The organism is Novosphingobium sp. PhB55 (genome assembly GCF_004368805.1).
Taxonomy (GTDB): Bacteria; Pseudomonadota; Alphaproteobacteria; order Sphingomonadales; family Sphingomonadaceae; genus Novosphingobium.
In genome coordinates this window covers 12,078-37,125 of sequence record NZ_SODQ01000005.1, presented here as the reverse complement: position 1 = coordinate 37,125, position 25,048 = coordinate 12,078, and the positions used below count along the sequence as shown (strand labels likewise).

The window sequence follows — 25,048 nt, the reverse complement described above, 5'->3', positions numbered from 1 at the left end:
ACTTCGTGTGCGAAAGGCCGTGCATGGGCAGGGCTCATAGCACAGCTTTGCCGGGATGGAAGAGGGGGGCTCGGTCCCGGCGCGCCGCTGCTTGCCCGCGGGCGGCGGCGCTGGATTCGCGGATGCTGCGGCCCAGGGCGCCCATCGCCGGCTCAGCCAGCCTTGCGGCGGCGTAGCAGGGCGAGATCGTCGCGCGTGAAGGCGCCGGTCGCCAGGGTCGCCAGCGCATAGACCACGCCGCCCGCCGAAACGAGCGCGGCCAGCGCGAGACCGCGCACCAGCCAGGTGCCGTGGAGATAAGGTGTCAGCAGGTCCTGCCCGAACCAGAGCACCACGCCCATCGCTCCGGCCGCAAGTGCAAGGCGCGGGGCGCGGCGCTTCAGGCGGGCATCGGACTGGAAATGCCCGCGCTTCACCAGCGTCCAGTAGAGCATGGCGACATTGGCGGTGGAGGCGATCGCGGTCGCCAGCGGCGGACCCATGTGCTGGAGCGGCACGATCAGCGCGAGGTTAAGGACGAGGTTCACCGCCATCGACATCATCGCGTAGCGCACCGGCGTTTTCGTGTCCTGCCGGGCGTAGAAGCCGGGGGTGAGCACTTTCACGAGGATATAGCTGGGCAGGCCGATCGAGAAGGCGGCGAGTGCCTCCGCCGTGCGCGCCACGTCCACGGCGTCGAACTTGCCGTAGCCGAACAGCGCGGCGGCGATCGGCTGGCCGCAGACGATCAGGGCGACGGCCGCGGGCAGGGTGAGCAGCAGGGCCAGTTCCATGCCGCGGTTCTGGGTGTCCATCGCCGCGGCCTCGTCACCGCCGCCAAGCTGGCGCGAGATCGTCGGCAGCAGCACGGTGCCCAGGCCGATGCCGATCAGACCGAGGGGAAGCTGGTTCAGGCGGTCGGCCATGTAGATGTAAGTGACCGAGCCGTGCGCCAGCAGCGAGGCGGCGAGCGCGGTGGAAATCACGAGGTTGATCTGGACGGCACCGGCGCCGGCCGCCGCGGGCAGGATCAGTTTCATCAGCTGCTTCACGTCGGCATTCCACACCGGCATGCGCAGGCGCATCGACACGCCGTTCGCGCGGCAGGCCCACATCAGCCAGAGCAACTGGAGCGCGCCGGACACCGAGACGCCGATGGCCTGGTTGCGCGCGGTCACCAGCGCATCGGCGGAATGGAAGCCCAGCAGCGCCACGATCAGCGTCAGGTTCAGCAGGATCGGTGCGGCCGCATTGACCCAGAACTTGTTCAGCGAATTGAGGATGCCGCCCAGAAGCGAGACCAGGCTGATGAGCGCCAGATAGGGAATCGTCAGGCGGCTGAGTTGCACCGCGAAAGCGAACTGCTCCTGCGAAACGCCGTTGAAATTGCCCGAAAGCAGGAATGTCACCGGCCAGGCGAACACTTCCAGCACCAGCGTCATCGCCAGCAGGATGGGCAGGAGCACGGCGAGCGCCTGTTCGGCGAAGGCGATCCCGGCGGGCAGGCCCGGACCGTCTCGGTTGGCGACCTTCTGGTTGAACATTGGGATGAAGGCCGAAGCGAAGGCCCCTTCCGCGAAGAGGGCGCGGAACATATTGGGCAGGCGGAAGGCGATCAGGAAGGCGTCCGAGGCGAAGCCCGCGCCCACGAAGCGGGCGAACAGGCTGTCGCGGACCAGACCGAGCACGCGGCTGGCCAGAGTGAGGCCGCCGACACTGGCGAGCGCCTTGGTAAGGTTCATGCCCGGAACTTCCCGATGATCGCCTTGGTCCCGGTTCCAGAAATGCCGGTCCCGGAAAAACCAACGGCCCACGTCTCCAGGTCGGAGGCGCGGGCCGATAGTGCAGAAACGCGCGTCATGCGCCTTTCAAGCTGTGGCCTCAGGCGTGGCCGACCGGCTCGCCCTGGGCGGCGTCGGCCTGCTGCTGCGCCTGAATCTGCTGGATGTAGAGACCGTTGAAGTCGATCGGCTCCAGCATCAGCGGCGCGAAGCCGGCATCGCGCACGGCGTCGGCAACGACGCGGCGGGCGAAGGGGAACAGGATGCGCGGGGCTTCGGCGTAGAGGAACGCGTGGGCCTGGCTCTCTTCCAGGTTACGCATGCCGACGAGGGCGGCATAAGCGAGATCGACCACGAAAGCGGTGCCCTGCGGGCCCTTCGAGGCGCAAGTGATCTTCAGTTCGACTTCGTGCACTTCGCCGTCGATCTGGCGGGCGCCGATGTTGAACTGCACTTCGATCTGCGGCTCGTCCTGCCAGGAGAAGCTCTGCGGTGCGTTCGGATTCTCGACCGAGAGGTCCTTGACGTACTGCGAGATGACGCCGGCGGCCGGCGCGGAATCCTCGCCGTTGCCGAGGTTGAGATCGGAGATGACGTTGCCTTCGTCGGCCATTTGGTGATTCCCGATAAATTGGCCCGTTACGGGCGCACGGATTGAAGTCTGGCCGCGCGCCTAAAGCATTTTGCGGGCCGGTGGAACACCCGAGAAGGGGTAAATTGTTGCAAACCGCCCTTCAGCGGGGGTGCAAAGGCACGCCGCCGGCCGATTCGCAGGCATAGCGGCATAACCGGGCATAGGGCGCGCGCGGGGGCGGCGCAGGGAGGACAGGGAACGCTTGCGGGCCGGGGGCGTTGGTCCGGTTGTAGCACTCGTAACGGCGGAAAAATCCCAGATACCGTTGCTCACGCGTTGTTCATTTGAAAACCGTACCTATCTGGGTCTATGATGGCGCCTTCGGGCGGATGGCGTGAAACGCTCCACCCGTATCCCAGAAGCGTCCAACACAAGGATGGACAAAGGAACGTGACACCGGAAATCGTGATCCTGGCCATGATCGCAGCCTTCCTTGGCCTGCGGCTCTATTCGGTACTCGGCCGCCGCGCCGAGCATGAGGAAGAGCCGATCCAGGGGCGCTTCGAAGGCCGCCAGGGCCAGCCCGGTGCGCCGCGCGTCCCTGCCCCCAAGGCGGACGGCAAGCCCGATGCGAAGGGCGATGCCAAGGGAGACGAACGCGGCCGGGTCGGCCAGCCCCAGCGCCTGCGCGAAATGCCGCTTGCGCCGCCCTCCGTGGAGCGCGGCCTGGCGGAGATTTCCGGCGCGGATCGTCGTTTCGACGCTTATGCCTTCCTCGAAGGCGCGCGCAGTGCCTATCGCCTGATCCTGGAATCGTTCTGGAAGGGCGACAAGGCCGAGCTTCGCGCCCTCTGCGAAGGCGATGTGTATGACAGCTTCGCCGCCGCGATCGACGCGCGCCTTGCTGCCGGCGAGACCATGGACAACCGCCTCATCCGTATCGAGGATGTCGCGATCGTCTCTGCCGGGGTGGAAAGCGGCCTTGCCCGCATCACCTTGCGCTTCCGTTCCGATATCGCTGCCGTCACGCGCGACGCCGAAGGCCATGTGATCGCCGGTTCGCTCGACGATGCGATCGAGGCGGTGGACGTCTGGACCTTCAGCCGTCAGCTCAATTCGTCCGGTCCCGACTGGCTGCTCGACGAAACCGACGCCGGTTGATCGCCCCGCGCGGTTGATTTCGCGCCGATGATCCCACAAGGATCGACAGGCCGGGCCGAAAGGTCCGGCCTTGTTGTTATCAGGTTTCGGAGATCGATTTTGCGGGGAGGGAGCGTGTCGCGCCATCGGGAGTCGCGTTTTCCATGGCGCCGTATATCTGCCTTCGTCTTGCCGGCGCTGCTGGCCGCCTGCGTGCAGGTCGTGCCCGGACCCAAGGGGCCTTCGCGTCCGCCCGCCCGGCCGCCTGCACAGCAACCCCGACCGACCGCCCCGGCCCAACCGGCTGTGCCGCAGCCCGTCAGCGCCGTCGCTGCCGGGGTCAAGCAAGGGCCTTCGGTTTCTTCGCTGCCGATGAACGCGACCGATGCCGCCGCGGCACTGGCCTCGTTCCGCGAAAGCTGCCCGCGCGTCACCGTGCGCACCGATGCGAGCGGGCTGACTCGTCCGGCCGACTGGCGCCAGGCCTGCGCCGCCGCTGCGGCGTGGAGCGGCAAACCGGCCGCGCAGTTCTTCGCCGCCTATTTCGAAACCGCGCGCGTGGGTGACGGCAAGGGCTTTGCCACCGGCTATTTCGAGCCGGAGATCGCCGGCTCCCGCTTGCCGGTTCCAGGCTATGCCGTCCCGGTCTATTCGATGCCGGGCGATCTGGTGCGCGCGAAGGCGGGCGATGCCGCGCCGACCTCCAGCGGGCGGATGCCGCTGGGTCGCTACGATGTCAGCGGCGTCTTCGTGCCCTATTACGACCGCGCCGCCATCGAACAGGGCGTGCTCGCGGGCAAGGGGCTGGAGATCGCCTGGGTCGCGGATCCGATCGAGTTCTTCTTTCTCCAGGTCCAGGGATCGGGCCGCCTGCGCGCGCCGGACGGCAGCGTGATGCGGATCGGTTATGCCGGGCAGAATGGCCTGCCCTATACCGGGATCGGCGGCGTCATGCGCGATCGCGGCCTCGTTGGTTCGGCGCCGGGGCAATATTCGGGATCGATGCAGGGCATCATCCAATATATCCACGACCGGCCCGCCGATGGCGCGGCGCTGATGCGCGAGAACAAGTCGTGGGTGTTCTTCAAGGAGCTCAAGGGCGATGGCCCGCTCGGCGCGCTGAACGTGCCGGTGCGTGCCCATGCCTCGGTGGCGGCCGACCCGCGCTTCGTGCCGCTGGGCGCTCCGGTGTGGCTGCGGCTGGACCGGCGCGAGGCGACCGGCCTGTGGGTGGCGCAGGACACCGGCGGGGCGATCAAGGGCGCCAACCGCTTCGACACGTTCTGGGGCTCGGGCGAGCAGGCGCGGCTTACCGCCGGCGGCATGAGCGGCCGGGGCGAGGCGCTGATCCTGGTGCCGAAGGGCACCCTGTCGCGCCTCGGCGTGCGGTAGAACGGCGATGCGGCGACCGGGGCGGCGACTGACAGCGGATGAAGCGGAAATCTGGGCGCAAGTCGCCCGGACCGTGACGCCGCTTGAAAAGCGCAGGCCTGTCGCCATTCCCACGGCTCTCATGGCGGCACCGGCGCGGACGGTGGTGCTTCCGCCCGCCTCGCCGCCCAAGAAAGTGAAAGGCCGGATACCGGCGCCCCTGCCGCCGAAGCCGGTTGCGACCAAGCCGAAGGCGGACGCGCCGCTGCACCTCGATGGCTCGTGGGAGAAGCGCATTTCCAAGGGAACGCTGGTTCCTGACTTCAGCCTGGACCTTCACGGTTCCAATCTCGACCAGGCTTATGTGCGGCTGATGCACGGGCTCACGCAGGCGAAGGCCATGGGCGCGCGGGTCGTGCTGATCGTCACGGGCAAGCCCCGGCCGGTCGATGCGATGGACCGCGGCACCGCGCGGGGTGCGATCCGCGCCAAGATCACGGACTGGCTCGCAGCCAGCGACCACGCGCTCGACATCGTCGCCATCCGCGGCGCGCATCGCCGCCACGGCGGACAAGGCGCGATCTACGTCGTTCTCAAGAAACGCAAGTAGCGTTCGCAGGCGGCGTCCCGGGGTTCAGGAACGCCTTCCCAGCGCCGGCAGGTCGGCCCGATCAGCCGCATTGCCCCCGGTGCAGCAGCTTGTGGTCCGCCAGGACCAGCGCCATCATCGCCTCGACCACCGGCACGCCGCGAATGCCCACGCAGGGATCGTGGCGACCCTTGGTGAGCAGTTCGGTGGCCTCGCCTTCGCGGTTGATCGTCGGCTGCGGGGTGAGGATCGAACTGGTCGGCTTGAACGCTACGCGCAGCACCACCGGCTGGCCGGTCGAGATGCCGCCAGCGATGCCGCCCGCGTGGTTGGCGCTGAATTCGGGTCCACCAACGCCGGGATGCATGGGATCGGCATTCTGCTCGCCGGTCAGGCGCGCGGCGGCGAAACCGTCGCCGATCTCCACGCCCTTTACCGCGTTGATGCCCATCATGGCAGCGGCAAGGTCGGCGTCCAGCTTGCCGTAGAGCGGCGCGCCCCAACCAGCAGGAACGCCGGTGGCGATGCATTCGACCACCGCACCGACCGAGGAGCCGGCCAGGCGTGCATCGTCGACGATCTTTTCCCAGCGCTTCGCGGCTTGCGGATCGGGGCAGAAGAACGGGTTGTTGCCGATTTCCGCGGCATCGAACTGCGCCATGTCGATCGCATCGCCGCCGATCTCGGAGACATAGGCCAGGATCTGCACTTCGGGGATCACCAGCCGCGCCACGCCGCCGGCCGCCACGCGGCTGGCGGTTTCGCGCGCGGAACTGCGCCCGCCGCCGCGATAGTCGCGGAAGCCGTACTTGGCGTCATAGGCATAGTCGGCATGACCGGGGCGGTAGGCCTTGGCGACATCCGAATAGTCCTTGGAGCGCTGATCGACGTTCTCGATCATCAGGCTGATCGGCGTGCCCGTCGTGCGCCGCACGCCATCCTGGCCCTCGAACACGCCTGAAAGGATGCGGACGTGGTCCGGTTCCTGGCGCTGGGTCGTGAACTTCGACTGGCCGGGGCGGCGCGCGTCAAGGAAGGGCTGGAGCGTGCTTTCGTCTATCGCCAGGCCCGGCGGGCACCCGTCGACGACGGCGCCGATGGCCGGTCCGTGGCTTTCGCCCCAGGTGGTGAAACGGAAAAGGCGTCCGAATGTGTTCACGCTCATGGAGGCGCTTTGTCGCGCAAGGATCGGTTTGTCCAGCCTCGCGCACGCGACAGATGACATCTCGCGTACGGGGCAGATGACGTCCCGCACACGGGGCCAGATCGCTTCTTTCGGATCGTGCCGATCCCTCCGCGGGGGCGAAATTCAGCAGAAGTGGTTGTTCCTGCGCTTGAATGGTGCGGGCGGACGGCTAGGAGCGGGGAAAATCGATAAGGGGTGCGCCATGTTTCTCGTCGTCTTCCGCAACCGAAAACGCGTCGACATCGATGCCGAGGCCTATGTCCACGATGCCGACCATATGGAGGAGCTCGCCCGAAACCAGCCGGGCTTTCTCTCCTTCAAAAGCTACCTCAGCGACGACGGGGAAGTGATCGCCATGTCCGAATGGGAAGACGAGCCCTCTGCACGGGGCTGGGCGCGCCATGCCGAACATATCGTCGTGCAAAAGCGCGGCCGGGAAGGCTACTACGAGAGCTATACCCTCTTCACCTGCGATTCGCCGCGGGTGCACCGTTTCCAAAGGACGTGAAGACGTGAGCCTCGAATTCTACGGCATTCCGAATTGCGACACCGTCAAGAAGGCAAGGAACTGGCTGGACGCCCGAGGCAGCGAATACACTTTCCACGACTACAAGAAGGAAGGCGCCGAAGCGGCCCGACTCGAGCGGTGGGTGGCGCAGGCCGGCTGGGAAAAGCTCCTCAATCGCGCCGGGACCACATTCAGGAAGCTGCCCGAGGCCGACAAGGCCGACATCGATGGCGCCAAGGCGGTTGCAATCATGGCGGCCAACCCAAGCTGCATCAAGCGACCGGTCGTGGAATATCCCGGCGGACTGCTGGTGGGCTTCAAGGCGCCCGAATGGGAGGCGGCGCTGGGCTGACGGGTCGGCGGTGATGACCATGATGCAGGCCGGCTGAAGCGTCGCGATGGATCCGATCGAATGGGCAGCGGCGGCCCTCGGGCTCGCCAATATCGCGCTCCTCGTGCAGCGCAGCGTGTGGAACTATCCGTTCGGCATGGCCATGGTCATGCTCTACTTCGTCGTGTTCTGGGACGCGAAGCTCTACGGGGAAGCGGGGCTGCAACTGTTCTTCTTCGCCGCGCAGATCTGGGGCTGGGTGCTCTGGGTGCGCGCGGGGGGCGGCGAAAGCCGGGTTCCGGTCCGCCGCCTGGGCAATTTCGCGCGGCTGCTCTGGCTGATGGGCACGGCGGCGCTGGCGCTGAACCTGGGCTGGGTCATGCACAAGTTCACCGATGCGTCGCTGCCCTATGCGGATTCCGCCATCGCCGGGGCCAGTATCGCCGCGCAGATCCTGCTAGGCTTCCGCCGCATCGAGAACTGGGTGCTGTGGATCATGATCGATGTCGCCTCGATCGGGGTCTATATCTACAAGGGGCTTTGGCCGACGACGGCGCTCTACGTGGTGCTGCTGGCGATGTCGGTACTGGGCCTGCGCGAGTGGATCGCGGCCGAGAAAGCCGAAGCGGCGTGATCACCTTGTGCCTCCACGGCGCGGAAAGCACCGGGAAGTCGGTGCTGGCGGAGCGGCTGGGCTATCCCTGGGTGCCGGAATACGGCCGCACGTACTGCGAGGAGCACGGCACCGACCTGACGATGGCGGACCTTCTTGCCATTGCCGAAGGCCAGGCCGAGGAAAATCGCAAGGCCATGGCCGCGCGCCCGCCGGTCCTGCTCCTCGATACCGACCAGCTCATGACCGCCGCCTGGGCGCAGATGCTGTTCGGCGAGGTGCCGCCGGCGCTGCTGGCCTATCCCAAGGCGGACCACTACCTGCTCTTCGCGCCCGATGTGCCATGGCGTGATGACGGCACCCGCTTCTTCGGCACGGACGACAGGCGCGCGCGCTTTGCTGCCCTCGCGGAAGAGATGCTGGTGCGCGCAGAGGTGCCCTTCACGCGGATCGGCGGGTCCTGGCAGGAGCGCGAGGCGCAGGCCCAGCTCGCCATATCGGCTTTGGCGAGGACGCTCTAGCCGACATGGCGTCCGCCGGAGCGGCGGCCTATTTCTTCCGTGCGGTCGCGATGAAGTTCAGCGAGAGATCGTCCGAAAGGTGCAATCCTGCCGTCGGCGACCAGGCGATGCCCTTGGGCTCGCCCAGCACCAGCCCGGCGCCTGCCGCCAGATCGCGCAATTCGTCGGGGGTGGCGAATTCCTTCCAGTCGTGCGTGCCGCGCGGCACTTTGCCCAGCCGCTCGGCCGCCTCGACCAGCAGCAGGCGCGAGGCCGGGGTGCGGTTGGGGCAGGAAAGGAACATCAGCCCGTCGTCCGCCATCGCCTCGGCAAGCTGGCCGATGAACAGCGCCTTGTCAGTGACGTGCTCGATCACTTCCAGCGAGCAGACGAGATCGAAGCCCGAGAGGCCGAGCTGGCCGAGTTCGCCGTGCCGGTACGCGATGGGTAGCCCCATGGCTTCGGCATGGCTGCGTGCCGAAGCCACGTTCTCGGCCGCTGCATCCACGCCCGTCACGGCCGCGCCCAGGCGGGCGAGCGGTTCGCAAAGCAGGCCGGCGCCGCAGCCCGCGTCCAGCGCGCGCTTGCCTGCAAGGGGCCGCAGCATGCGCGAGTCGGTGGAGAAGTGGCGGTCGATCTCGGCGCGGATGAAGGCCAGGCGTACCGGGTTCAGCTTGTGCAGCATGGCCGAGGAACCCTTGGGATCCCACCATTCCGCCGCCATCGCGCCGAAGTGAGCGGCTTCCTTCGGATCGATTGTTGCGCGAGAAGGCGTGTTCGAAGCAGTTGCATTATCCATGACTCCCCCCTAACAGCCCGGCCGACTCTTATCCACACGCGCAACTCTCCTGCGCACAACCCGAAGGGGGCAACGGCACCTTGGCACGTATCGTGATGAAATTCGGCGGCACCTCGATGGCCGGCACCGAGCGAATCCGGCGCGTGGCGGGTATCGTCAAACGCCAGCAGGAAGCGGGCCACGAAGTCGCGGTCGTCGTTTCGGCAATGGCGGGCGAGACCGACCGCCTCGTCAACTTCTGCCGCGAGGCGAATGCGCTCTACGATCCCGCCGAATACGACGTTGTCGTGGCTTCGGGCGAGCAGGTCACTTCGGGCCTGCTGGCGCTGACGCTGCAGGCGATGGGCTGCAAGGCACGCTCATGGCTGGGTTGGCAGCTGCCGATCAAGACCGACGACGCCCATGCCAAGGCCCGTATCGAGGAATTTGATTCGGAAGCGCTGCTGGCCTCGATGGCCGCGGGCGAGATCGCGGTGATCCCCGGTTTCCAGGGCGTTTCGCCGGACAACCGCATCACCACGCTGGGGCGCGGCGGTTCGGACACATCGGCCGTGGCCGTGGCGGCGGCGGTCAAGGCCGACCGCTGCGACATCTACACCGATGTCGACGGCGTCTACACCACCGACCCGCGCATCGTCGCCAAGGCGCGCAAGCTGCCGCTGGTGACCTATGAGGAAATGCTCGAACTGGCCTCGGTCGGTTCGAAGGTCCTGCAGACCCGTTCCGTCTCGCTGGCCATGAAGGAAAACGTGCGGGTTCAGGTGCTGTCCTCGTTCATCGACGAGAATGCCCCGGCCGCCGATACCTTGCCCGGCACGATGATCGTGAGCGACGAGGAACTGGCCAATGCCGAACAAGAAGGAAGCGACATGGAACGCCAGCTGATCACCGGCATCGCCGCCGACAAGAACGAAGCCAAGGTTACCCTTACCCGCGTGCCGGACCGTCCGGGTGCCGTGGCCGCGATCTTCGCGCCGCTCGCGGAATCGAACATCAACGTCGACATGATCATCCAGAACGTCGCCAAGGACAAAGGCGAGACCGACGTCACCTTCACGGTGCCGCAGGCCGACCTCGTCCGCGCGCAGGCGCTTCTGGAAGAACGCAAGGAAGCCATCGGCTACTACCGCATGATCGCCGACAGCAATGTCGCGAAGATCAGCGTCGTCGGTGTCGGCATGCGCAGCCACGCCGGTGTGGCCTCGACCATGTTCAAGACCCTGGCCGACCGCGGCATCAACATCATCGCCATCTCGACCAGCGAGATCAAGGTTTCGGTCCTGATCGACACGGACGAGACCGAACTGGCCGTGCGTGTGCTGCACACCGCTTACGGGCTCGACGCCGCCGCCTGACGGGTCAGCGCGACGGCGCGCCCGATTGGGTGCGAGACATCGAACAGGAAAAGGCGGCGCGGCGAGCGCCGCCTTTTTCGTTTCAGTCTTCGGCGCGCGGCTGGACGAGTTCGAGCACATGGTTCCTGAGGTCGGCAGGCCACGGCGCGAGCGCTGCGGCCAGTTCTTCCAGCTTGTCCGCGAAGAGCAGGCGTGAGGCTTCCTCGAAGCCGGGCAGGTCGCCGCCAAGCGCGGCCATCACGCGGTAGGCCCGCTCCTGCGCTGTGCGGCGCGCGGTACGTCCGCCGTCGGCCTTGCGCGCTTCATCGACGAGACGGCGCAACGCCTGCGAGGCCCCGCCCGGCTGGCGGGACAGCCAGTCCCACTGCCGCGGCAGCAGGGTCACTTCGCGGGCGGTGACGCCCAGCCTGGGCCGGCCACGGCGCCGGGGCGCTTCTTCTTGCGCAAGCGCGGGGACGCCGCGCCAGTCGAGATCGACGGCCCTGCCATCCGCATCGTCGAACACGAGCAGTCCGTCCTCGCGCCCGCGCAGCGCGGCGACGAGTTGGTCCGGGCTGCCGCGCGCTATGCGGGTCATGCCAAGAAAGGCAGTGCAGTTCCGTGTCATCGAGCCATCCTGAATGATTTTTGCCCGGGTAATTTGATTTTGCGGCTGAGTCAATTTATCCGGGTGAAAATATCGGGACTCGAGAAAGGGAAATCATGGATCGCAAGGCGGCAGTCGCGGCATATCGCCAGCGCAAACCGGAGCGGGGCATCTACGCGGTGCGCTGCGAGGCGGCGGCCCTGGTGTGGGTGGGCCGCGCGCCTGACCTTGTGACGATCGGCAACCGGATTTTCTTCAGCCTGCGCCACGGCGGTTCCCCGCACCCCGGCCTGCAGGCGGTGTGGAATGAGCACGGCGCGGAATCCTTGGCCTTCGAAGTGCTGGACGTGCTCGACAGCGAGGAAATCGGGCTCGGTTGGCAGCGGGAACTCAAGAGGCGTCATGCGGACTGGATCGTGCGGCTGGGCGCGGCGGCAATCTAGGCTCCGGCGCTCCGACATGGCGCGGGTTCGAATTCCGCAGCCAAGATCGCGGCGCGGCCGCAGGCGCGTCCTGCGGTATAGGCGTCGCCCGCGGCTCTTTTGACGGCTCCCGTCAAAGCGCCTTGGCGAGTTCGTCCCGGAATTGAGGGTCCGCCAGGCCGATCAGCAGCGCGGCCCGTTCGCGCAGGCTCTTGCCGCGCAAGTTGGCAGCGCCGTGCTCGGTGACGATCCAGTGGACGTCGTTGCGGGGCGTCGTCACCGGGCCGTCGAGCCGCGGTACGATGCGGCTGACGGTGCCGCCTTTCGCCGTAGAACGGCAGGCGATGATCGAGACGCCGCCTTTCGATCCATAGGCGCCGCGCACGAAATCGAGCTGGCCGCCCGCTGCCGAGAACTGCCGCCCGCCCATGAACTCCGAATTGCAGGCGCCTTGAAGGTCGACCTGGATCGTCGCGTTCACGGAGACCACTTTGTCGTTCCGGGCGATCTCGGCGGCGTCGTTCACCACGTCGACCGGCAGCGAGTAGAGTTGGGGATTGCCGTCCATCCAGCGGTAGAACGGCGCGTCCCCCATGGCGAAAGTATAGACGCTGCGGCCGGGATGAGTGGCCTTCAGCCGGTTGGAGACGGCGCCGGCATGGACCAGCCCCGCCATCGCCGGGGTGAGCAATTCGGTATGGATGCCAAGGTCGCGGCGGCTTTCGATGCGGCGGCAGACCGCAGCGGGAAGGTTGCCGATGCCCATCTGGAGGCAGGCGCCGTCGTCGATCATGTCGGCGATGCGCGCGGCAATGGCCTCGTCCTCGGGGGCGGCCGGCGCTTCGCCAAACGATAGCAGCGGGACGGCGTTCTCGACGATGGCGGCAACCTGCGAGACGTGGAGCGGCGTCGAGCAGGCCACGCGGGGCATGGCCGGGTTCACTTCGACGATCACCGTCCGGGCGCAGTGCGCGGCAACGGAGGTATAGTCATTGGCCGCGCCGAAGCTGAAATAGCCGCTTTCGTCCATCGGCGAGACAGTGAGCACGCAGGCGTCCAGCGCGCATTCGTCGCGCAGCAGCCGGGGGGACCCGCTGAAGGCGCAGGGCACGAAATCGATGAGCGCTTCCGCCGTGGGATCGGCCTTGACGAGGGCACGCTCGACCCCGCCCATGAACAGGCAGCGCGGCCGGATCCGGTCGAGCAAGTCGCGGCGCAGGATCGTCGTTCCGGCATGGGTCTGCGAGAGGAGATACCAGACCCGCAAGTCGCGCAGCGTTCCGGCTTCGGCGCGCCGGGCAAGCGCGGCGAGGATCGCGGGCGGCTCGGCGACAGCCATGCCCATGGCAAGGTCGCTGTCGCTGGCGATGGCCAGGACCGCTTCGTCGGCAGAAGTCAGTTTGGCGGCGTAGATCTGCTTGGCGTCCATGATCCCACTCTTTTTTCTATGGGTCCGGGTGTGCCATCGGCAGGAAGCAAGGGGAAGACCGGAAGCGGGGCCTGCGCGCGACATGGCCGCGTCCCGCCGGGATTGCGTCTCGTTCTGCAGAAGAAAGATCCCGCCCCCTCGGGGGAAAGGGGGCGGGATCGGGGCCGTCGCAGGGCCAGGGAGGGCCGGGCGGGGGGAACGTGCGACGGCCGGGAGGTCAGTCGGCGGTTTCGGGTACCGGCGAAAGCGCGGGGTTCACGCTCATGCCCAGTGCCTTGGCGACGCCCAGGCCATAAGCCGGATGGCAGCGGGTGCAGTTGTCGATGTGCCGCTGCTTGATGAAGTCCGGCGCGTCGCCCATGGCGCGGGCGGTGTTGTCGAACAGGCGCTGCTTCTGGTCGGCGTCGATGAGTTCGAACAGGGCGCGCGGCTGGCTGTAGTAGTCGTGATCGTCCTCGCGGAAGTCCCAGAAGTCGGCCCAAGAACCGTCAGCGCCGTTGATCTTCATCGGCGGCTCGCGGAACTCGGGTTGGCCCTGCCACTGGCCGAACGAGTTCGGGTGGTAATGCGGAAGGCCGCTATAGTTGCCGTCGACCCGGCCCTGGCCGTCGCGGTGGTTGGTGAAGACCGGGCAGCGCGCGGCGTTCACCGGAATCTGGTGGTGATTGACGCCAAGGCGGTACCGCTGCGCATCCGAATAGGCAAAGAGCCGCGCCTGGAGCATCTTGTCGGGCGAGACGCCGATGCCGGGGACGAGGTTCGAGGGCGAGAAGGCACTCTGTTCCACATCGGCGAAGAAGTTGTCCGGGTTGCGGTTCAGCTCCATCATGCCGACTTCGATCAGCGGATAGGTCTTCTGCGACCAGACTTTGGTCAGGTCGAAGGGATGGAAGCCGCAAGTTGCCGCTTCTTCCTCGGCCATGATCTGGACCATGACCTTCCACTTCGGGAAATCCCCGCGCTCGATGGCGTCGTAGAGGTCGCGCTGGTTCGATTCGCGGTCTCCCGCCACCACTTCGGCCGCCTCGGCGTCGGTCAGGTGGGCGTGGCCCTGCTGGGTCTTGAAGTGGAACTTCACCCAGAACCGCTCGCCCTCGTTATAGAACGAGTAGGTATGGCTCGAAAAACCGTCCATGTGACGGTAGCTCCTGGGAATGCCGCGGTCGCCCATGACGTAGGTGACCTGGTGGAACGCCTCGGGCAGCAGGGTCCAGAAGTCCCAGTTGTTGGTGGCGCTGCGCATGTTGGTGCGGGGGTCGCGCTTCACGGCCTTGTTGAGGTCGGGGAACTTGCGCGGATCGCGCACGAAGAACACCGGCGTGTTGTTGCCGACCATGTCCCAGTTGCCTTCCTCGGTGTAGAACTTCACCGCGAAACCGCGAATGTCGCGCTCGGCATCGGCCGCGCCGCGCTCGCCCGCCACGGTGGTGAAGCGCGCGAAGATCTCGGTCTGCTTGCCCGCTTCACCCAGGAACTTCGCGCGCGTGTACCTGGAAACGTCGCCGGTGACAGTGAACGTGCCGAAAGCGCCTGAGCCCTTGGCGTGCATGCGCCGTTCGGGGATCACTTCGCGGTTGAGGTTGGCCAGCTTTTCCAGCAGCCACACGTCCTGCATCAGCAACGGGCCGCGCGGGCCGGCGGTCAGCGAGTTGGAATTGTCCACCACGGGCGCGCCGAAGGCGGTGGTGAGGGGGGTAGGAGTGAGCGAGGTCTCGCCATGGGCAAAGGGGCACTTGCCGCCATTGGGTGGGGTCTCGGTCATGGTCTCACTCCTTGTCTCATCGAAATCGGGTCGATTTTCTCGGCTATGCGAAGGGCTTAACGCCTGCATGGAGATCGGTGAAACTATACGAAGATGTAAGTGTGATCGGTCCAGGCGATTAGTTAGAGGGAAGCGTGCATCGGCGGCGGCGCTTGTGCGCGGCCTTCCGCCCATCTATGGCGCACGCTCATTATGGAATTGCCGGCTATGGGAGCATCGATGGCCACCTCAAAGACCTCCGCACTGATGACGCGCGGACGCGAATTCTTCGGCACCGAATATGCCATCCTGTGCGGCGCCATGTCCTGGGTGTCGGAGCGTAATCTCGTGTCGGCGATCAGCAATGCGGGCGGCTTCGGCGTGATCGCCTGCGGCGCGATGAACCCCGAACTCCTCGACAAGGAGATCGCGGCCACCCGCGCGCTGACCGAAAAGCCCTTCGGCGTGAACCTCATCACCATGCACCCCCAGCTGTTCGACCTGATCGCGGTCTGCGCGAAGCACAAGGTCGGCCATGTCGTGCTGGCCGGCGGCATTCCGCCCAAGGGCAGCCTGGAAGCGATCAAGGAATCGGGCGCCAAGGTCATCTGCTTCGCGCCGACGTTGGCGCTGGGCAAGAAGCTGCTGCGCTCGGGCGCGGACGCCCTGGTGATCGAGGGCATGGAAGCTGGCGGCCATATCGGCCCGGTCTCCACTTCGGTGCTGGCGCAGGAAATCCTGCCGGCGCTGGCCGAGGAGCACCTGGTCTTCGTGGCGGGCGGCATCGGCCGCGGCGAGGCCATGGCCGGCTATCTGGAGATGGGCGCTTCGGGCGTCCAGCTTGGCACGCGCTTCGCCTGCGCGAGCGAATCCATCGCCCATCCGGCGTTCAAGAAGGCCTTCTTCCGCGCCTCTGCCCGCGACGCCGTGACCTCCGTCCAGGTCGATCCGCGCCTGCCGGTGATCCCGGTGCGCGCGCTCAAGAACAAGGGCACCGAGGAGTTCACCGCCAAGCAGATCGAAGTCGCCAAGCGCCTTGACGCCGGCGAGGTCGACATGAGCGAAGCCCAGCTGGCGATCGAGCACTTCTGGGCGGGCGCCCTGCGCCGCGCGGTGATCGACGGCGACGTCGAGAGCGGCTCGGTGATGGCCGGCCAGTCGGTGGGCATGGTCAGCAAGGAAGAGCCGGTGACGGAGATCATTGCCGCGCTCATGGCCGAGTCCGAGGCCGCGCTTTCCAACCGTTCCGCCTGAGGACCGGGTCGATGGCCGAACCGCTGATTTTGGCATTGTCCTGCGCCGACCGTCCGGGGATCGTCGCCCGCGTCACGGGCTACCTTGCCCAGACGGGCGGCAATATCATCGAGGCGCAGCAGTTCAACGACCTCGAAGAAGACAAGTTCTTCATGCGCGTGGCCTTCGATCCCGGCTCGGCCGACCGCGAGGCGTTCGGCGAGGGCTTCGGGGCGATTGCCCACGAATATGGCATGGCCTGGTCGATGACGCGCCGCGACCGGCCGCGCCGCGTGCTGCTGCTGGTCAGCAAGTTCGACCATTGCCTGGCTGACCTGCTCTATCGCCAGCGCATCGGCGAAATGCCGATGGAAGTGGTAGGGATCGTCTCCAACCACCCGCGCGAGGCGATCAATTCGCTGATGATCGGGGACTTCCCCTTCCATCACCTGCCGATCACGCGCGAAACCAAGGCCGAGCAGGAAGCGCAGATCCGCGCGCTCGTGGAGGAAACCCGGGCCGAACTGGTGGTGCTGGCGCGTTACATGCAGATCCTCTCGGACGAGATGGCCGCGTTCCTGTCGGGGCGCTGCATCAACATCCACCACTCGTTCCTGCCGGGCTTCAAGGGCGCCAAGCCCTATCACCAGGCCCATGCGCGCGGCGTGAAGATGATCGGCGCCACCGCGCACTACGTGACCGGCGACCTCGACGAAGGCCCGATCATCCATCAGGATGTCGAAGCCGTGACTCACGCGGACACGCCTGAGGACATGGTGCGCAAGGGCCGCGACATCGAGCGCCGCGTCCTGGCCGAGGCCGTGCGCCTGCATCTGGAGGACCGCGTGCTGCTGAACGGTTCCCGCACGGTGGTCTTCCGCAGCTGACCCTTGCGGCGGGGCGCGCATCGGTCGATGGTGTGTGCTTTTACGAGTCTTTGTCCGAAAATGCCCGAGAGGGCCTTTTCGTGGGCGGGTGCCGCCAAATTCGCTTTCGGCGAACTGAAACCAGGGAGAGCGGCCATGCCTGTCAGCGGCGTCGATCACGTCAATATCCTCACTGACGACCTCGAGAAGACGGCCTCGTTCTACGAACAGGTCCTCGGGCTCACGCGGAGCGACAACCCCACGATCGCCATGGGCATCGCCGGTTACTGGATGCGCGACGGGCAGGGCAGCGCGATCGTTCACCTGGTCGACCGCACGACGGCCGGAGACCGCTACGAGGCCTATCGTCCCGGCCAGCCGACCAATGCGCTCCACCACTTTGCCCTGCGCTGCACCGGCTTTGCCGAGACTGCGGCGAAGATCGAGGAACTGGGCCTTGCTCACCGCGTGAGCGACCATCCGAAGCTGGGGCTGCGGCAGATATTCCTGGTCGATCCCAATGCGGTGAACCTGGAACTCAATTTCCCGGGCGATTGAATCTGTCCCGCCCGGCGTAGCAAATGCTCGCCTTCCCGGTCCCGGTTGGGTAGCCTTGCCGCAACAACCTGATTTTCCAAGGACCGGAGCGCCTTTCGATGTGCGATGACTTCACGGCCGAAGCTGAAGATGGCAACCTCGCGCGCCGGGGATTGAACCGGCGCGAGTTCGCGGCGCTTGGCGCCAGCGCCGCGCTGGCAGGCTGCAGCACCAGCATCATGAAGACTCATCCCGCCAATTCCGTGCAGGAGCGGATGGTCTCGATCACGACGGCGGACGGCGTGGCCGATGCCTTCTTCGTCCATCCCGCCAAGGGTAGCCACCCCGGCGTGATCATGTGGCCGGATATCGCCGGCCTGCGCGAAGCGAAGAAGATCATGGCCCGCACTCTGGCCGCGGAAGGCTATGCGGTCCTTGTCGTGAACCCCTATTACCGCGGAGAGCCCGCCCCGGTGTTCGAGAGCTTCGCCGCATTCCGCACCCCGGAAGGGCAGGCCAAAGTCGAGCCGCTGCGCGCCGCGCTGACGCCCGAGGCGATCTCCCGCGATGCCGCCGCCTATGTCGCCTTTCTCGACGAGCAGAAAGCCGTGGACCGCAAGCGCGGCATCGGTTCGAACGGGTACTGCATGGGCGGCCCGTTCACCGTGCGCGCGGCCGCGGCCGTGCCGACGCGCGTGCGCGCGGCCGCCTCTTTCCACGGGGCGGGGCTGGTTACCGACAAGGCGGACAGCCCGCACCGCCTTCTGGCGCGGACCCAGGCCTCGTTCCTCTTCGCCATCGCCCGCAACGACGACGCCAAGCAGCCGGCGCAGAAGTCCGAGCTGAAGCAGGCGGCCGCGGCCGCGGGCCGCCCGGCGGAAGTCGAAGTCTATCCGGCCGATCACGGCTGGTGCGTGCCCGATTCCCCGGCGTGGGACCCGGATGCCGCGGACAAGGCCTGGCAGCGGATGCTGACGCTCTACGCCACGCTGTGAAGCGGCGGCTCCATGGGCGGATGTCCAGATCGTCATTTGCCCGTTAACGCCGGGTTACAATAGGCGCGTCCACGGTGTAGGAAGCGCTCGGGCCGCTTGGCCCGCTTAAGGGATTTGTACCTAGAAAATGGCCAATGATTCCGGCCGGCGCCGCTCCACCAGCGGGCCTTCCTCTTCTGCCAAGAAAAAACCCCTCTGGCGCCGAATCGTTCGCGGCGTGTTGATATGGGGCTGCGCGCTTGTCGTCCTGGGCGTGATATTCCTGGGCACCGCCGTCGTCTTCACGATGAGCGAGCTGCCGGAATACAACGCGCTCAAGAGCAGCCAGAACGGGCAGATGATCGTGGTCCGCGCGCGTGACGGCACCGAGCTCGTCTCGCTCGGGCCGAGCTATGGCAAGTGGCTGAGCTACGACCAGATTCCCGAAGTGATGAAAGGCGCCATGGTTTCCGTGGAAGACCGCCGCTTCCACGAACATATCGGCGTCGACGCGCTGGGCCTGCTGCGCGCCGTCTATGTTTCGACCACGACCGGCGGCCGGGCCAAGGCCACCTCGACGATCACCCAGCAGCTGGCGCGCAACGTCTTCCTGAACAACAGCCGCTCCTTCACGCGCAAGGCGCGCGAAGCGGTGCTGGCGCTGGCGCTGGAGCGCAAGTTCAACAAGGACCAGATCCTCGAACTCTACCTCAACAAGGTCTATTTCGGCGGCGGGGCCTATGGCATCGACGCGGCCAGCCGCAAATTCTTCGGCCACCCGGCCACCGAGCTTTCCACCGGCGAGGCGGCGATCATCGCCGGCCTGGTGAAGGCGCCCTCCAACTATTCGCCGACCGCGGATGTGGAAGCGGCGAAGGATCGCGGCGAAGTGGTGCTGGGCCTCATGGTCAAGAACGGCGCCATCAGCCAGAGCGAGGCAGACCAGGCCGACATCGCCGATGTGAAGGTGGTGAAGGAAAAGGGCCAGAACGCGGTCCGCTACTTCACGGACTGGGCGCTGCCCCAGCTCGACATGCTGCTGCCCGACACCAACGAGCCGATCGAGGTCTGGACCACGCTCGACCCGAAGATGCAGCAGGCCGCGACGAGCGCGATCACCGCCAATGCCCCCAAGGGCGCTCAGGGCGCGCTGGTCAGCCTGGACCGCGACGGCGCGGTGCTGGCGATGGTCGGCGGCACGGACTACGTGAATTCGAACTATAACCGCGCCACCACCGCGCTGCGCCAGCCCGGTTCGGCGTGGAAGCTGTTCGTCTACCTTTCGGCGCTGGAAGCGGGCTACACCCCCGACGACCGCGTGGTGGACGAACCGGTGACGATCGACGGCTGGAGCCCGCAGAACGATGGCCGCAACTTCGCCGGCCAGATCGATATCCGCACCGCCTTCGCCTATTCGAAGAACACCGTGGCTGCGCAGCTCGGCAACGAAGTGGGCTTCGGCACCGTAGCCTCCATGGCGCGCCGCTTCGGCGTGACCACCCCGATCAACACCAAGCCGGCGATGGTCCTGGGCACGTCCGAGGTCCACGTCATCGACATGACCCGCGCCTTCGCGGCGATCTCGGCAGGCGGCACTTCGGTGGAGCCTTATGGCATCGTCAAGGTGACGGCAGCCTCGGGCGACGTGCTCTACGAACACAAGTCCGCGCGCGGACAAGTCCTGGTGCCGCCCAATGTCGCGGCGGGCATTACCGACCTGCTGCAGACCACGGTGGCCACCGGTACCGGCCGCGCCGCGCAGATCGGCCGCCCCGTGGCCGGCAAGACCGGCACCACCAGCTCGAACAAGGACGGCTGGTTCCTCGGCTTCTCCAGCGGGATCACCACCGGCGTATGGATGGGCCGCGACGATGCCCGTCCGGTGCCCGGCCTTTCGGGCGGCCATGCCCCGGCGCGCGCTTTCTCGGACTACATGAAGGTGGCGGTGGCCAAGCGTCCGGTCGAGCAGTTCCAGACGGAAGTGAAGCTTCCCGAATGGCAGCTCGAACCTGACGACGAAGCCATGCAGGGCAATCCCAACGACTATTACTACGTCGATGAGAACGGCAACATCGTGCGCCCGGAAGACGGCGCAGGCGGTCAGGTTCCAGGCGCCCCGGGACCGGATGGCCAGCCGCGCTACGAGGATGGCTCGGTAGGACCCGGCGCCGGCCCCGGGCAGCCGCAGATGCCGGACTACGGGCCCGGCCAGACCCCGCCGGCAGCGAACGAGGACTTCCTCGACCGCGCCACCGGCCGCTCGCGCAGCGACGATCCGGGGCTTCGTGCCGGGCAGGGCCTGGGCAATGCTCCGGGGCAGCGGCAGACGGCGCCCGGCGCGCGGCCCGTACCCGCCGGCCCGCGGCCCACGGCGACCCGCACGCCGGGCGACTGACCCCGCTTCCCGTAAGAACGAAAGAGCCCGCCGCGCGTTTCGGCGGGCTTTTTTGTGGCTGCGATGTCTGCCACCGGCTCAGGGCATGTCGCTGGAAGGAAGAGGGAGCGCGGGCCTCATAGAGCCTGCCATCCGCTGCAGCGTGCTCACCGGATCTACGCTGCCCTTCCTTCCCCTGAACGAAGCGCCCGAAGGCTGACGCGTCCTGCCCAAGAAAAAGCCCGCCGGATCGCTCCGGCGGGCTTTTCTGTTTTCGGCGGGGCCGGGTCTCAGCGCAGGCGCACCGGGACGTAGGCGGCGGGCTGGCCGCGCGGCTGGACCCGCAGCAGGATCGCGCTGCGACCGTCGGCCTTGGCGGCCTTGATCGCGTTCTCCAAGTCCGCCTGGGTGGTCACCGGGGCATTGTTGGCCGAGAGGATGATGAAGCCGCGGGCAAAGCCCTTCTGGCCGGCATCCGAGCTGGGATCGACGCCGACGATCACCAGGCCGCGGGTGCCTTCCGCCGCGCCGATCTGGCGGGCGATCTGCGGCGTCAGCGGGGTGACCGAGAGGCCCAGCGACTTCTGCACCGCGCTGTCGGCCTGCTTGGGCGAATTGCCCAGCGGATCGCTGTCCTGGTCGGTGCCCGGATCGAAGGTCTGCTGAAGCTCGTCGTCGGTCGGGCGCTTGGCGACGGTGGCGGTCACCGTCATGCGGCGGCCGTTGCGGATCAGCTCGACCGGGATGCGCGTGCCGGGCGCCGTGTTGGCGACCAGGAACGACAGCGTCTGGTCGCGGGTCACTTCCTTGCCGCTCACCTTCACCACGACGTCACCCGCCTGGATGCCGGCCTTGGCGCCGGCACCATCGGGAACGACGCTCTGGATGAACTCGCCCTTGTTGTGTTCCAGGCCCATCGAATCCGCGAGGTCTTCGTTGAGCTGCTGGATCGTGACGCCGAGATAGCCGCGCTCGATCGCCTGGCCCTTCATCAGCTTCTCGACGATGGGCGAGGCGATCTCGGCCGGGATCGCGAAGCCGATGCCGACACTGCCGCCGGTGGGCGAGAAGATCGCGTTGTTGATGCCGATCACCTGGCCCTTCATGTCGAACATGGGGCCGCCCGAGTTGCCGCGGTTGATCGAGGCGTCGGTCTGCAGGTAGCGGTCGTAGGCGCCGCCGGCGCCGGTGTTGCGATAGACGGCCGAGACGATACCCGCCGTGACCGTGCCGCCCAGGCCGAAGGGATTGCCGATGGCGATCACCCAGTCACCCACGCGCGCCTTGGAGCTGTCTCCGAACTTGACGTAGGGCAGGGCCTTGGGGGCGGTGATCTTGAGCACGGCCAGGTCCGATGCGGCGTCCTTGCCGATCAGCTTGGCGGGATATTCCGTACCGTCAGGCATGATGACGGTGATGGATTCCACCTCGCCCTTGCCCTCGGCCGTGATCACGTGGTTGTTCGTGACGATGAAGCCGTCCGCCGACACGATGAAGCCCGAGCCGAGCGACTGCGCTTCACGCGTCTGCGGGGTGGATCCGCCACCGCCGCCGAACAGCCCCTCGAAAGGCGTGCCTGCGAAGGGGTTGGCGCCGCCGCCCGCCACCTGCACGCGCTGGCGCGTGGAGATGTTGACCACGGCAGGCTGAAGCTGCTCGGTCAGGTCGGCAAAGCTGTCCGGCGCGCCGGCGCGGGGCACCACGCGGGCCATCTGGCTGGCTTCGTTCTGGGCAACCTGGGCTCCGGCGGGGAAGCCTGTCACCAAAGTGGCGGTCGCGCCCCCCAGCAGGAGCGCTGTGGTCAGTCCATAAGCGTATCGCACGGGCTTCACGTCCTTTAATTCCTCCGTCTTGGCGGTGCAGCGTCACCATCCGCCGACTTGTTCCGATTGAACCTGTGAGAGCTTAACCGGGTTTGAATAGGCGGCCTTTCAGCGCTTCGCGCCGGTCAGGGTTCCCTGAAGTGGTTCAGATAGGCGTTGTCGGGCGAAAGCAGGATGGTCTTCCCGTTGTCGCCCTTGGCGAATGTCACCGAATAGCTCTGCATGGAGCGGTAGAAGTCGTAGAACTGCGGATCCTTGCCGAAGCTGTCGGCATAGATCTTGGAAGCCTGCGCTTCGGCTTCGGCCTGGATGATCTGGGCATCCTTCTGGCCCTGCGCGGCGATCGTACGCGATTCCTCGGTACGGGCTGCCTGCATGCGGGTGAAGGCGCTTTCCAGCGCGCCCTCGGGAAGGTCAGCGCGCTTGATCCGCACGTCGACGACCTGAGCGCCATATTCGCGGGCCTCGCGATCGAGCCCGTCGCGGATGTTCTCCATGGCCTTGCCGCGCTCGGCCGTGAGCAGCGATTCGAACGTGCGCTTGCCCAGTTCCTGGCGCAGGACCGAGGAAAGGATCGGCTCCAGCTGCTGCGTGACGTTTTCGGTCGTGCCGGCGGTTTCGACCATCTTCACCGGATCGATGATGCGGTAGCGGGCATAAGCATCGACGTTCAGGCGGAGCTGGTCGGTGGAGAGCACCTGCTGCTGCTGCATGTCCACCGAGAGCAGGCGCTTGTCGATGCGGATCACGCGGTCGACGAGGGGGATGCGGAAATGCACGCCCGCCCCGGTCTGCCCGTAGTCGGCCTTGGGCTTGAACGGGTTGTAGACGGTGATCGGCCGGCCGGTGCGAACCACCACGGCCTGCTCGGTTTCGGGCACCACGATCATGCTCATCATGAGCGCGACCACGGCCACGCCGCCCAGCATGAGGGGAAGCTTGAAGTCCTGCCAGAAGCTGTTCATCACTGGCCTCCCTTGGTGGCGGGGGTCGCGGAAGCGGCGGCAGGGCCGGCGGGCACGGTCACGACGGTTTCGTCGCTGGCGGGCGGGCGGCGCCGGACTTCGGGCAGGGGAAGGTAGGACGTCATGTTCTTGGAATCGCTGACGACCACGTCGTTGTCGCGCAGCACGCCCTCCATCGTTTCGTAATACATGCGGCGGCGCGTCACTTCGGGCGCCAGCTTGTACTGTTCGTAGACCTTGTCGAACGAAGCCGCGGCGCCTTGCGCGCGGGCCAGGGTCTGCTGCGCCCAGGCGCGGGCCTTGGACCGGTCGCGGTCGGCTTCCTGCTGGGCGACGTTGACCTGGTCGAAGGCCTCGCGGGTCTTGGCCGGCGGATCGGCCTTCTTCACTTCCACGCCCTGGATCGAGACGCCGGAGCGGTAATAGTCAAGGATGCGCTGGGTGCGTTCGCGCACGTCCTGCTCCACGGTGGCACGGCCGGCGCCCGAGAGCGCCTGGTTCAGCGTGACTTGCGCGATCGAGGCGCGCATCGCCGCTTCGGCCACTTCGCGCACCGTCTCTTCCGGGTCGGCGAGACGATAGCTGTAGTCCTTCAGGTTCTTGATGTTCCAGCGGACCAGATAGCTGAGGTCGACCAGGTTCTTGTCGCTGGTCAGCATCAGCTTCTCGCCGTCGCCGTCGGGGATCGAATAGACCTTGAAGCTGCGCACGTCACTGACGTCCACGGCCTCGATCGGCCAGGGCAGGCTCAGCGAGAGGCCGGAATCGATGGTCCGCGAATAGCCGCCCAGCCGGGTGACGATGCCCTGGTCCTTGGGGCCGAGCATGTGGACGCTGCTCATGGCCAGCAACGCGACCACGGCTACGCCGATGCCGAGCGGCAGCCACGACTTGCCGTCGGCGCGGCGCGGAATGTTGGGAAAGCCGCCGCCGGGACCGAACCCGCCGCCGCCACCGCCGCTGGTGCGGCGCGGTTCACGCGGGCGGAATATGTCGTCGAGACCGGCGGAGCGACGCGGCGGGGTATCGCCGCTGGGAAGCCAGGGATTGCGCGGGCCCTTCTTGTCGGCCGGACGGTCGGATGGGCGGGGCGGGGTTTCGCCGCGCGGACCTTTCGCCGCTTCGCCGTCTTCAGGGGCGCCCTCATCGGAGCCGCCGTCGTGGCCTTCGCTGGAACTGCCGGCCGGACCGTCGCCGGATCCGCCTTCGGACCCCTCCCGCGGGCCGTCGCCCGAGTTCCCGCCGTCACCGCCCCAGGGGCTTTGACGCCCGCTCATGGCAAGACCTTCGGGCGAGATTGCATCACCAATAGCTTTCATGCCCTTATCTATAGGTGCGCTATTCGCACAAAAACAGTGCCTCTCTTGCCCTT

General features: G+C 66.8%; 24 protein-coding genes. 14 read left to right on the top strand and 10 right to left on the bottom strand.

The annotated features are described in order from the left end of the window. Positions 1-152: 152 nt before the first annotated feature. Both murJ and secB read right to left on the bottom strand, forming a co-directional pair. On the bottom strand, positions 153-1,721 hold the full coding sequence (murJ, locus tag EDF57_RS12810; RefSeq protein ID WP_134094602.1) for a murein biosynthesis integral membrane protein MurJ: 1,569 nt from the start codon (positions 1,719-1,721) through the stop codon (positions 153-155). A 139-nt stretch (positions 1,722-1,860) separates the two neighbouring features. Beyond that, entirely contained in the window at positions 1,861-2,373 is a 513-nt protein-coding gene (secB, locus tag EDF57_RS12805) for a protein-export chaperone SecB (protein ID WP_132264910.1), read from the bottom strand. 411 nt (positions 2,374-2,784) lie between these two features. Between secB and EDF57_RS12800 the strand changes: the two genes are divergently transcribed. The 3 genes from EDF57_RS12800 to EDF57_RS12790 all read left to right on the top strand — a co-directional run bounded on the left by EDF57_RS12800 (position 2,785) and on the right by EDF57_RS12790 (position 5,455). Next, positions 2,785-3,495: a Tim44/TimA family putative adaptor protein gene (locus EDF57_RS12800; protein WP_134094601.1), complete on the top strand. Its 711-nt coding sequence runs from the start codon at positions 2,785-2,787 to the stop codon at positions 3,493-3,495. 153 nt (positions 3,496-3,648) lie between these two features. Next, positions 3,649-4,866, top strand: a complete 1,218-nt coding sequence (locus tag EDF57_RS12795) for a murein transglycosylase A (protein WP_347876955.1) — start codon at positions 3,649-3,651, stop codon at positions 4,864-4,866. 7 nt (positions 4,867-4,873) lie between these two features. Beyond that, a complete protein-coding gene (locus tag EDF57_RS12790) occupies positions 4,874-5,455 on the top strand; it encodes a Smr/MutS family protein (RefSeq protein WP_134094599.1) in 582 nt (193 codons plus the stop codon). A 61-nt stretch (positions 5,456-5,516) separates the two neighbouring features. Here EDF57_RS12790 and aroC read toward each other — a convergent pair whose 3' ends face one another. Continuing rightward, positions 5,517-6,599, bottom strand: a complete 1,083-nt coding sequence (gene aroC, locus EDF57_RS12785) for a chorismate synthase (protein ID WP_134094598.1) — start codon at positions 6,597-6,599, stop codon at positions 5,517-5,519. Between the two features lie 223 nt (positions 6,600-6,822). On the opposite strand from aroC, the gene EDF57_RS12780 reads away from it, so the two are divergent. From EDF57_RS12780 to EDF57_RS12765, 4 genes are read left to right on the top strand one after another with little or no spacing between them, the layout of a single operon-like run. Continuing rightward, positions 6,823-7,128 (top strand): antibiotic biosynthesis monooxygenase, encoded by a 306-nt coding sequence (locus EDF57_RS12780; RefSeq protein WP_132264919.1) that lies wholly within the window; start codon positions 6,823-6,825, stop codon positions 7,126-7,128. A gap of 4 nt (positions 7,129-7,132) precedes the next feature. Further along, positions 7,133-7,480 carry an arsenate reductase gene (locus tag EDF57_RS12775; protein WP_134094597.1) on the top strand — a complete coding sequence of 116 codons (348 nt, stop codon included), beginning with the start codon at positions 7,133-7,135 and terminating at the stop codon, positions 7,478-7,480. A gap of 46 nt (positions 7,481-7,526) precedes the next feature. Then, the gene (gene pnuC, locus EDF57_RS12770) at positions 7,527-8,093 is read left to right on the top strand and encodes a nicotinamide riboside transporter PnuC (RefSeq protein WP_132264923.1); all 567 of its coding nucleotides are present in this window, start codon (positions 7,527-7,529) and stop codon (positions 8,091-8,093) included. Further along, complete coding sequence (locus EDF57_RS12765; protein WP_134094596.1) at positions 8,090-8,593, top strand: ATP-binding protein; 504 nt, start codon at positions 8,090-8,092, stop codon at positions 8,591-8,593. Before pnuC ends, EDF57_RS12765 begins: the two co-directional genes overlap by 4 nt. A gap of 28 nt (positions 8,594-8,621) precedes the next feature. Here EDF57_RS12765 and ubiG read toward each other — a convergent pair whose 3' ends face one another. Next, positions 8,622-9,371 (bottom strand): bifunctional 2-polyprenyl-6-hydroxyphenol methylase/3-demethylubiquinol 3-O-methyltransferase UbiG, encoded by a 750-nt coding sequence (gene ubiG / locus EDF57_RS12760; RefSeq protein ID WP_134094595.1) that lies wholly within the window; start codon positions 9,369-9,371, stop codon positions 8,622-8,624. Positions 9,372-9,466: 95 nt separating this feature from the next. On the opposite strand from ubiG, the gene EDF57_RS12755 reads away from it, so the two are divergent. Beyond that, positions 9,467-10,726, top strand: coding sequence for an aspartate kinase (locus tag EDF57_RS12755; RefSeq protein ID WP_207912896.1), 1,260 nt, complete (start codon positions 9,467-9,469; stop codon positions 10,724-10,726). 82 nt (positions 10,727-10,808) lie between these two features. Here EDF57_RS12755 and EDF57_RS12750 read toward each other — a convergent pair whose 3' ends face one another. Continuing rightward, positions 10,809-11,333 carry a DUF2239 family protein gene (locus EDF57_RS12750; protein ID WP_134094594.1) on the bottom strand — a complete coding sequence of 175 codons (525 nt, stop codon included), beginning with the start codon at positions 11,331-11,333 and terminating at the stop codon, positions 10,809-10,811. 95 nt (positions 11,334-11,428) lie between these two features. Here EDF57_RS12750 and EDF57_RS12745 point away from each other — a divergent pair, with 95 nt between their 5' ends. Then, a complete protein-coding gene (locus tag EDF57_RS12745) occupies positions 11,429-11,755 on the top strand; it encodes a GIY-YIG nuclease family protein (protein WP_134094593.1) in 327 nt (108 codons plus the stop codon). A 112-nt stretch (positions 11,756-11,867) separates the two neighbouring features. Here EDF57_RS12745 and EDF57_RS12740 read toward each other — a convergent pair whose 3' ends face one another. Both EDF57_RS12740 and EDF57_RS12735 read right to left on the bottom strand, forming a co-directional pair. Further along, positions 11,868-13,163: an acetyl-CoA hydrolase/transferase C-terminal domain-containing protein gene (locus EDF57_RS12740; RefSeq protein WP_134094592.1), complete on the bottom strand. Its 1,296-nt coding sequence runs from the start codon at positions 13,161-13,163 to the stop codon at positions 11,868-11,870. Positions 13,164-13,380: 217 nt separating this feature from the next. Beyond that, positions 13,381-14,925: a catalase gene (locus EDF57_RS12735; RefSeq protein WP_134094591.1), complete on the bottom strand. Its 1,545-nt coding sequence runs from the start codon at positions 14,923-14,925 to the stop codon at positions 13,381-13,383. A gap of 219 nt (positions 14,926-15,144) precedes the next feature. Between EDF57_RS12735 and EDF57_RS12730 the strand changes: the two genes are divergently transcribed. The 5 genes from EDF57_RS12730 to EDF57_RS12710 all read left to right on the top strand — a co-directional run bounded on the left by EDF57_RS12730 (position 15,145) and on the right by EDF57_RS12710 (position 20,909). Then, the gene (locus tag EDF57_RS12730) at positions 15,145-16,158 is read left to right on the top strand and encodes a nitronate monooxygenase (protein ID WP_134094590.1); all 1,014 of its coding nucleotides are present in this window, start codon (positions 15,145-15,147) and stop codon (positions 16,156-16,158) included. 11 nt (positions 16,159-16,169) lie between these two features. After that, positions 16,170-17,024 (top strand): formyltetrahydrofolate deformylase, encoded by an 855-nt coding sequence (gene purU / locus EDF57_RS12725; protein WP_132264940.1) that lies wholly within the window; start codon positions 16,170-16,172, stop codon positions 17,022-17,024. A gap of 135 nt (positions 17,025-17,159) precedes the next feature. After that, entirely contained in the window at positions 17,160-17,561 is a 402-nt protein-coding gene (locus EDF57_RS12720) for a VOC family protein (RefSeq protein ID WP_132264942.1), read from the top strand. 98 nt (positions 17,562-17,659) lie between these two features. Then, positions 17,660-18,535 (top strand): dienelactone hydrolase family protein, encoded by an 876-nt coding sequence (locus tag EDF57_RS12715; protein WP_134094589.1) that lies wholly within the window; start codon positions 17,660-17,662, stop codon positions 18,533-18,535. Between the two features lie 127 nt (positions 18,536-18,662). Then, positions 18,663-20,909 carry a PBP1A family penicillin-binding protein gene (locus tag EDF57_RS12710; RefSeq protein ID WP_134094588.1) on the top strand — a complete coding sequence of 749 codons (2,247 nt, stop codon included), beginning with the start codon at positions 18,663-18,665 and terminating at the stop codon, positions 20,907-20,909. Between the two features lie 269 nt (positions 20,910-21,178). Here the strand turns inward: EDF57_RS12710 and EDF57_RS12705 are convergent, their stop codons facing one another. The 3 genes from EDF57_RS12705 to EDF57_RS12695 form a co-directional block, all read right to left on the bottom strand. After that, a complete protein-coding gene (locus tag EDF57_RS12705) occupies positions 21,179-22,711 on the bottom strand; it encodes a Do family serine endopeptidase (RefSeq protein ID WP_208324878.1) in 1,533 nt (510 codons plus the stop codon). A 125-nt stretch (positions 22,712-22,836) separates the two neighbouring features. Further along, positions 22,837-23,676, bottom strand: coding sequence for a protease modulator HflC (locus EDF57_RS12700; RefSeq protein ID WP_132264948.1), 840 nt, complete (start codon positions 23,674-23,676; stop codon positions 22,837-22,839). Beyond that, positions 23,676-24,953 carry a protease modulator HflK gene (locus tag EDF57_RS12695; RefSeq protein ID WP_134094587.1) on the bottom strand — a complete coding sequence of 426 codons (1,278 nt, stop codon included), beginning with the start codon at positions 24,951-24,953 and terminating at the stop codon, positions 23,676-23,678. The genes EDF57_RS12700 and EDF57_RS12695 overlap by 1 nt, the downstream gene beginning before the upstream one ends. Between the last annotated feature and the right edge of the window lie 95 nt (positions 24,954-25,048).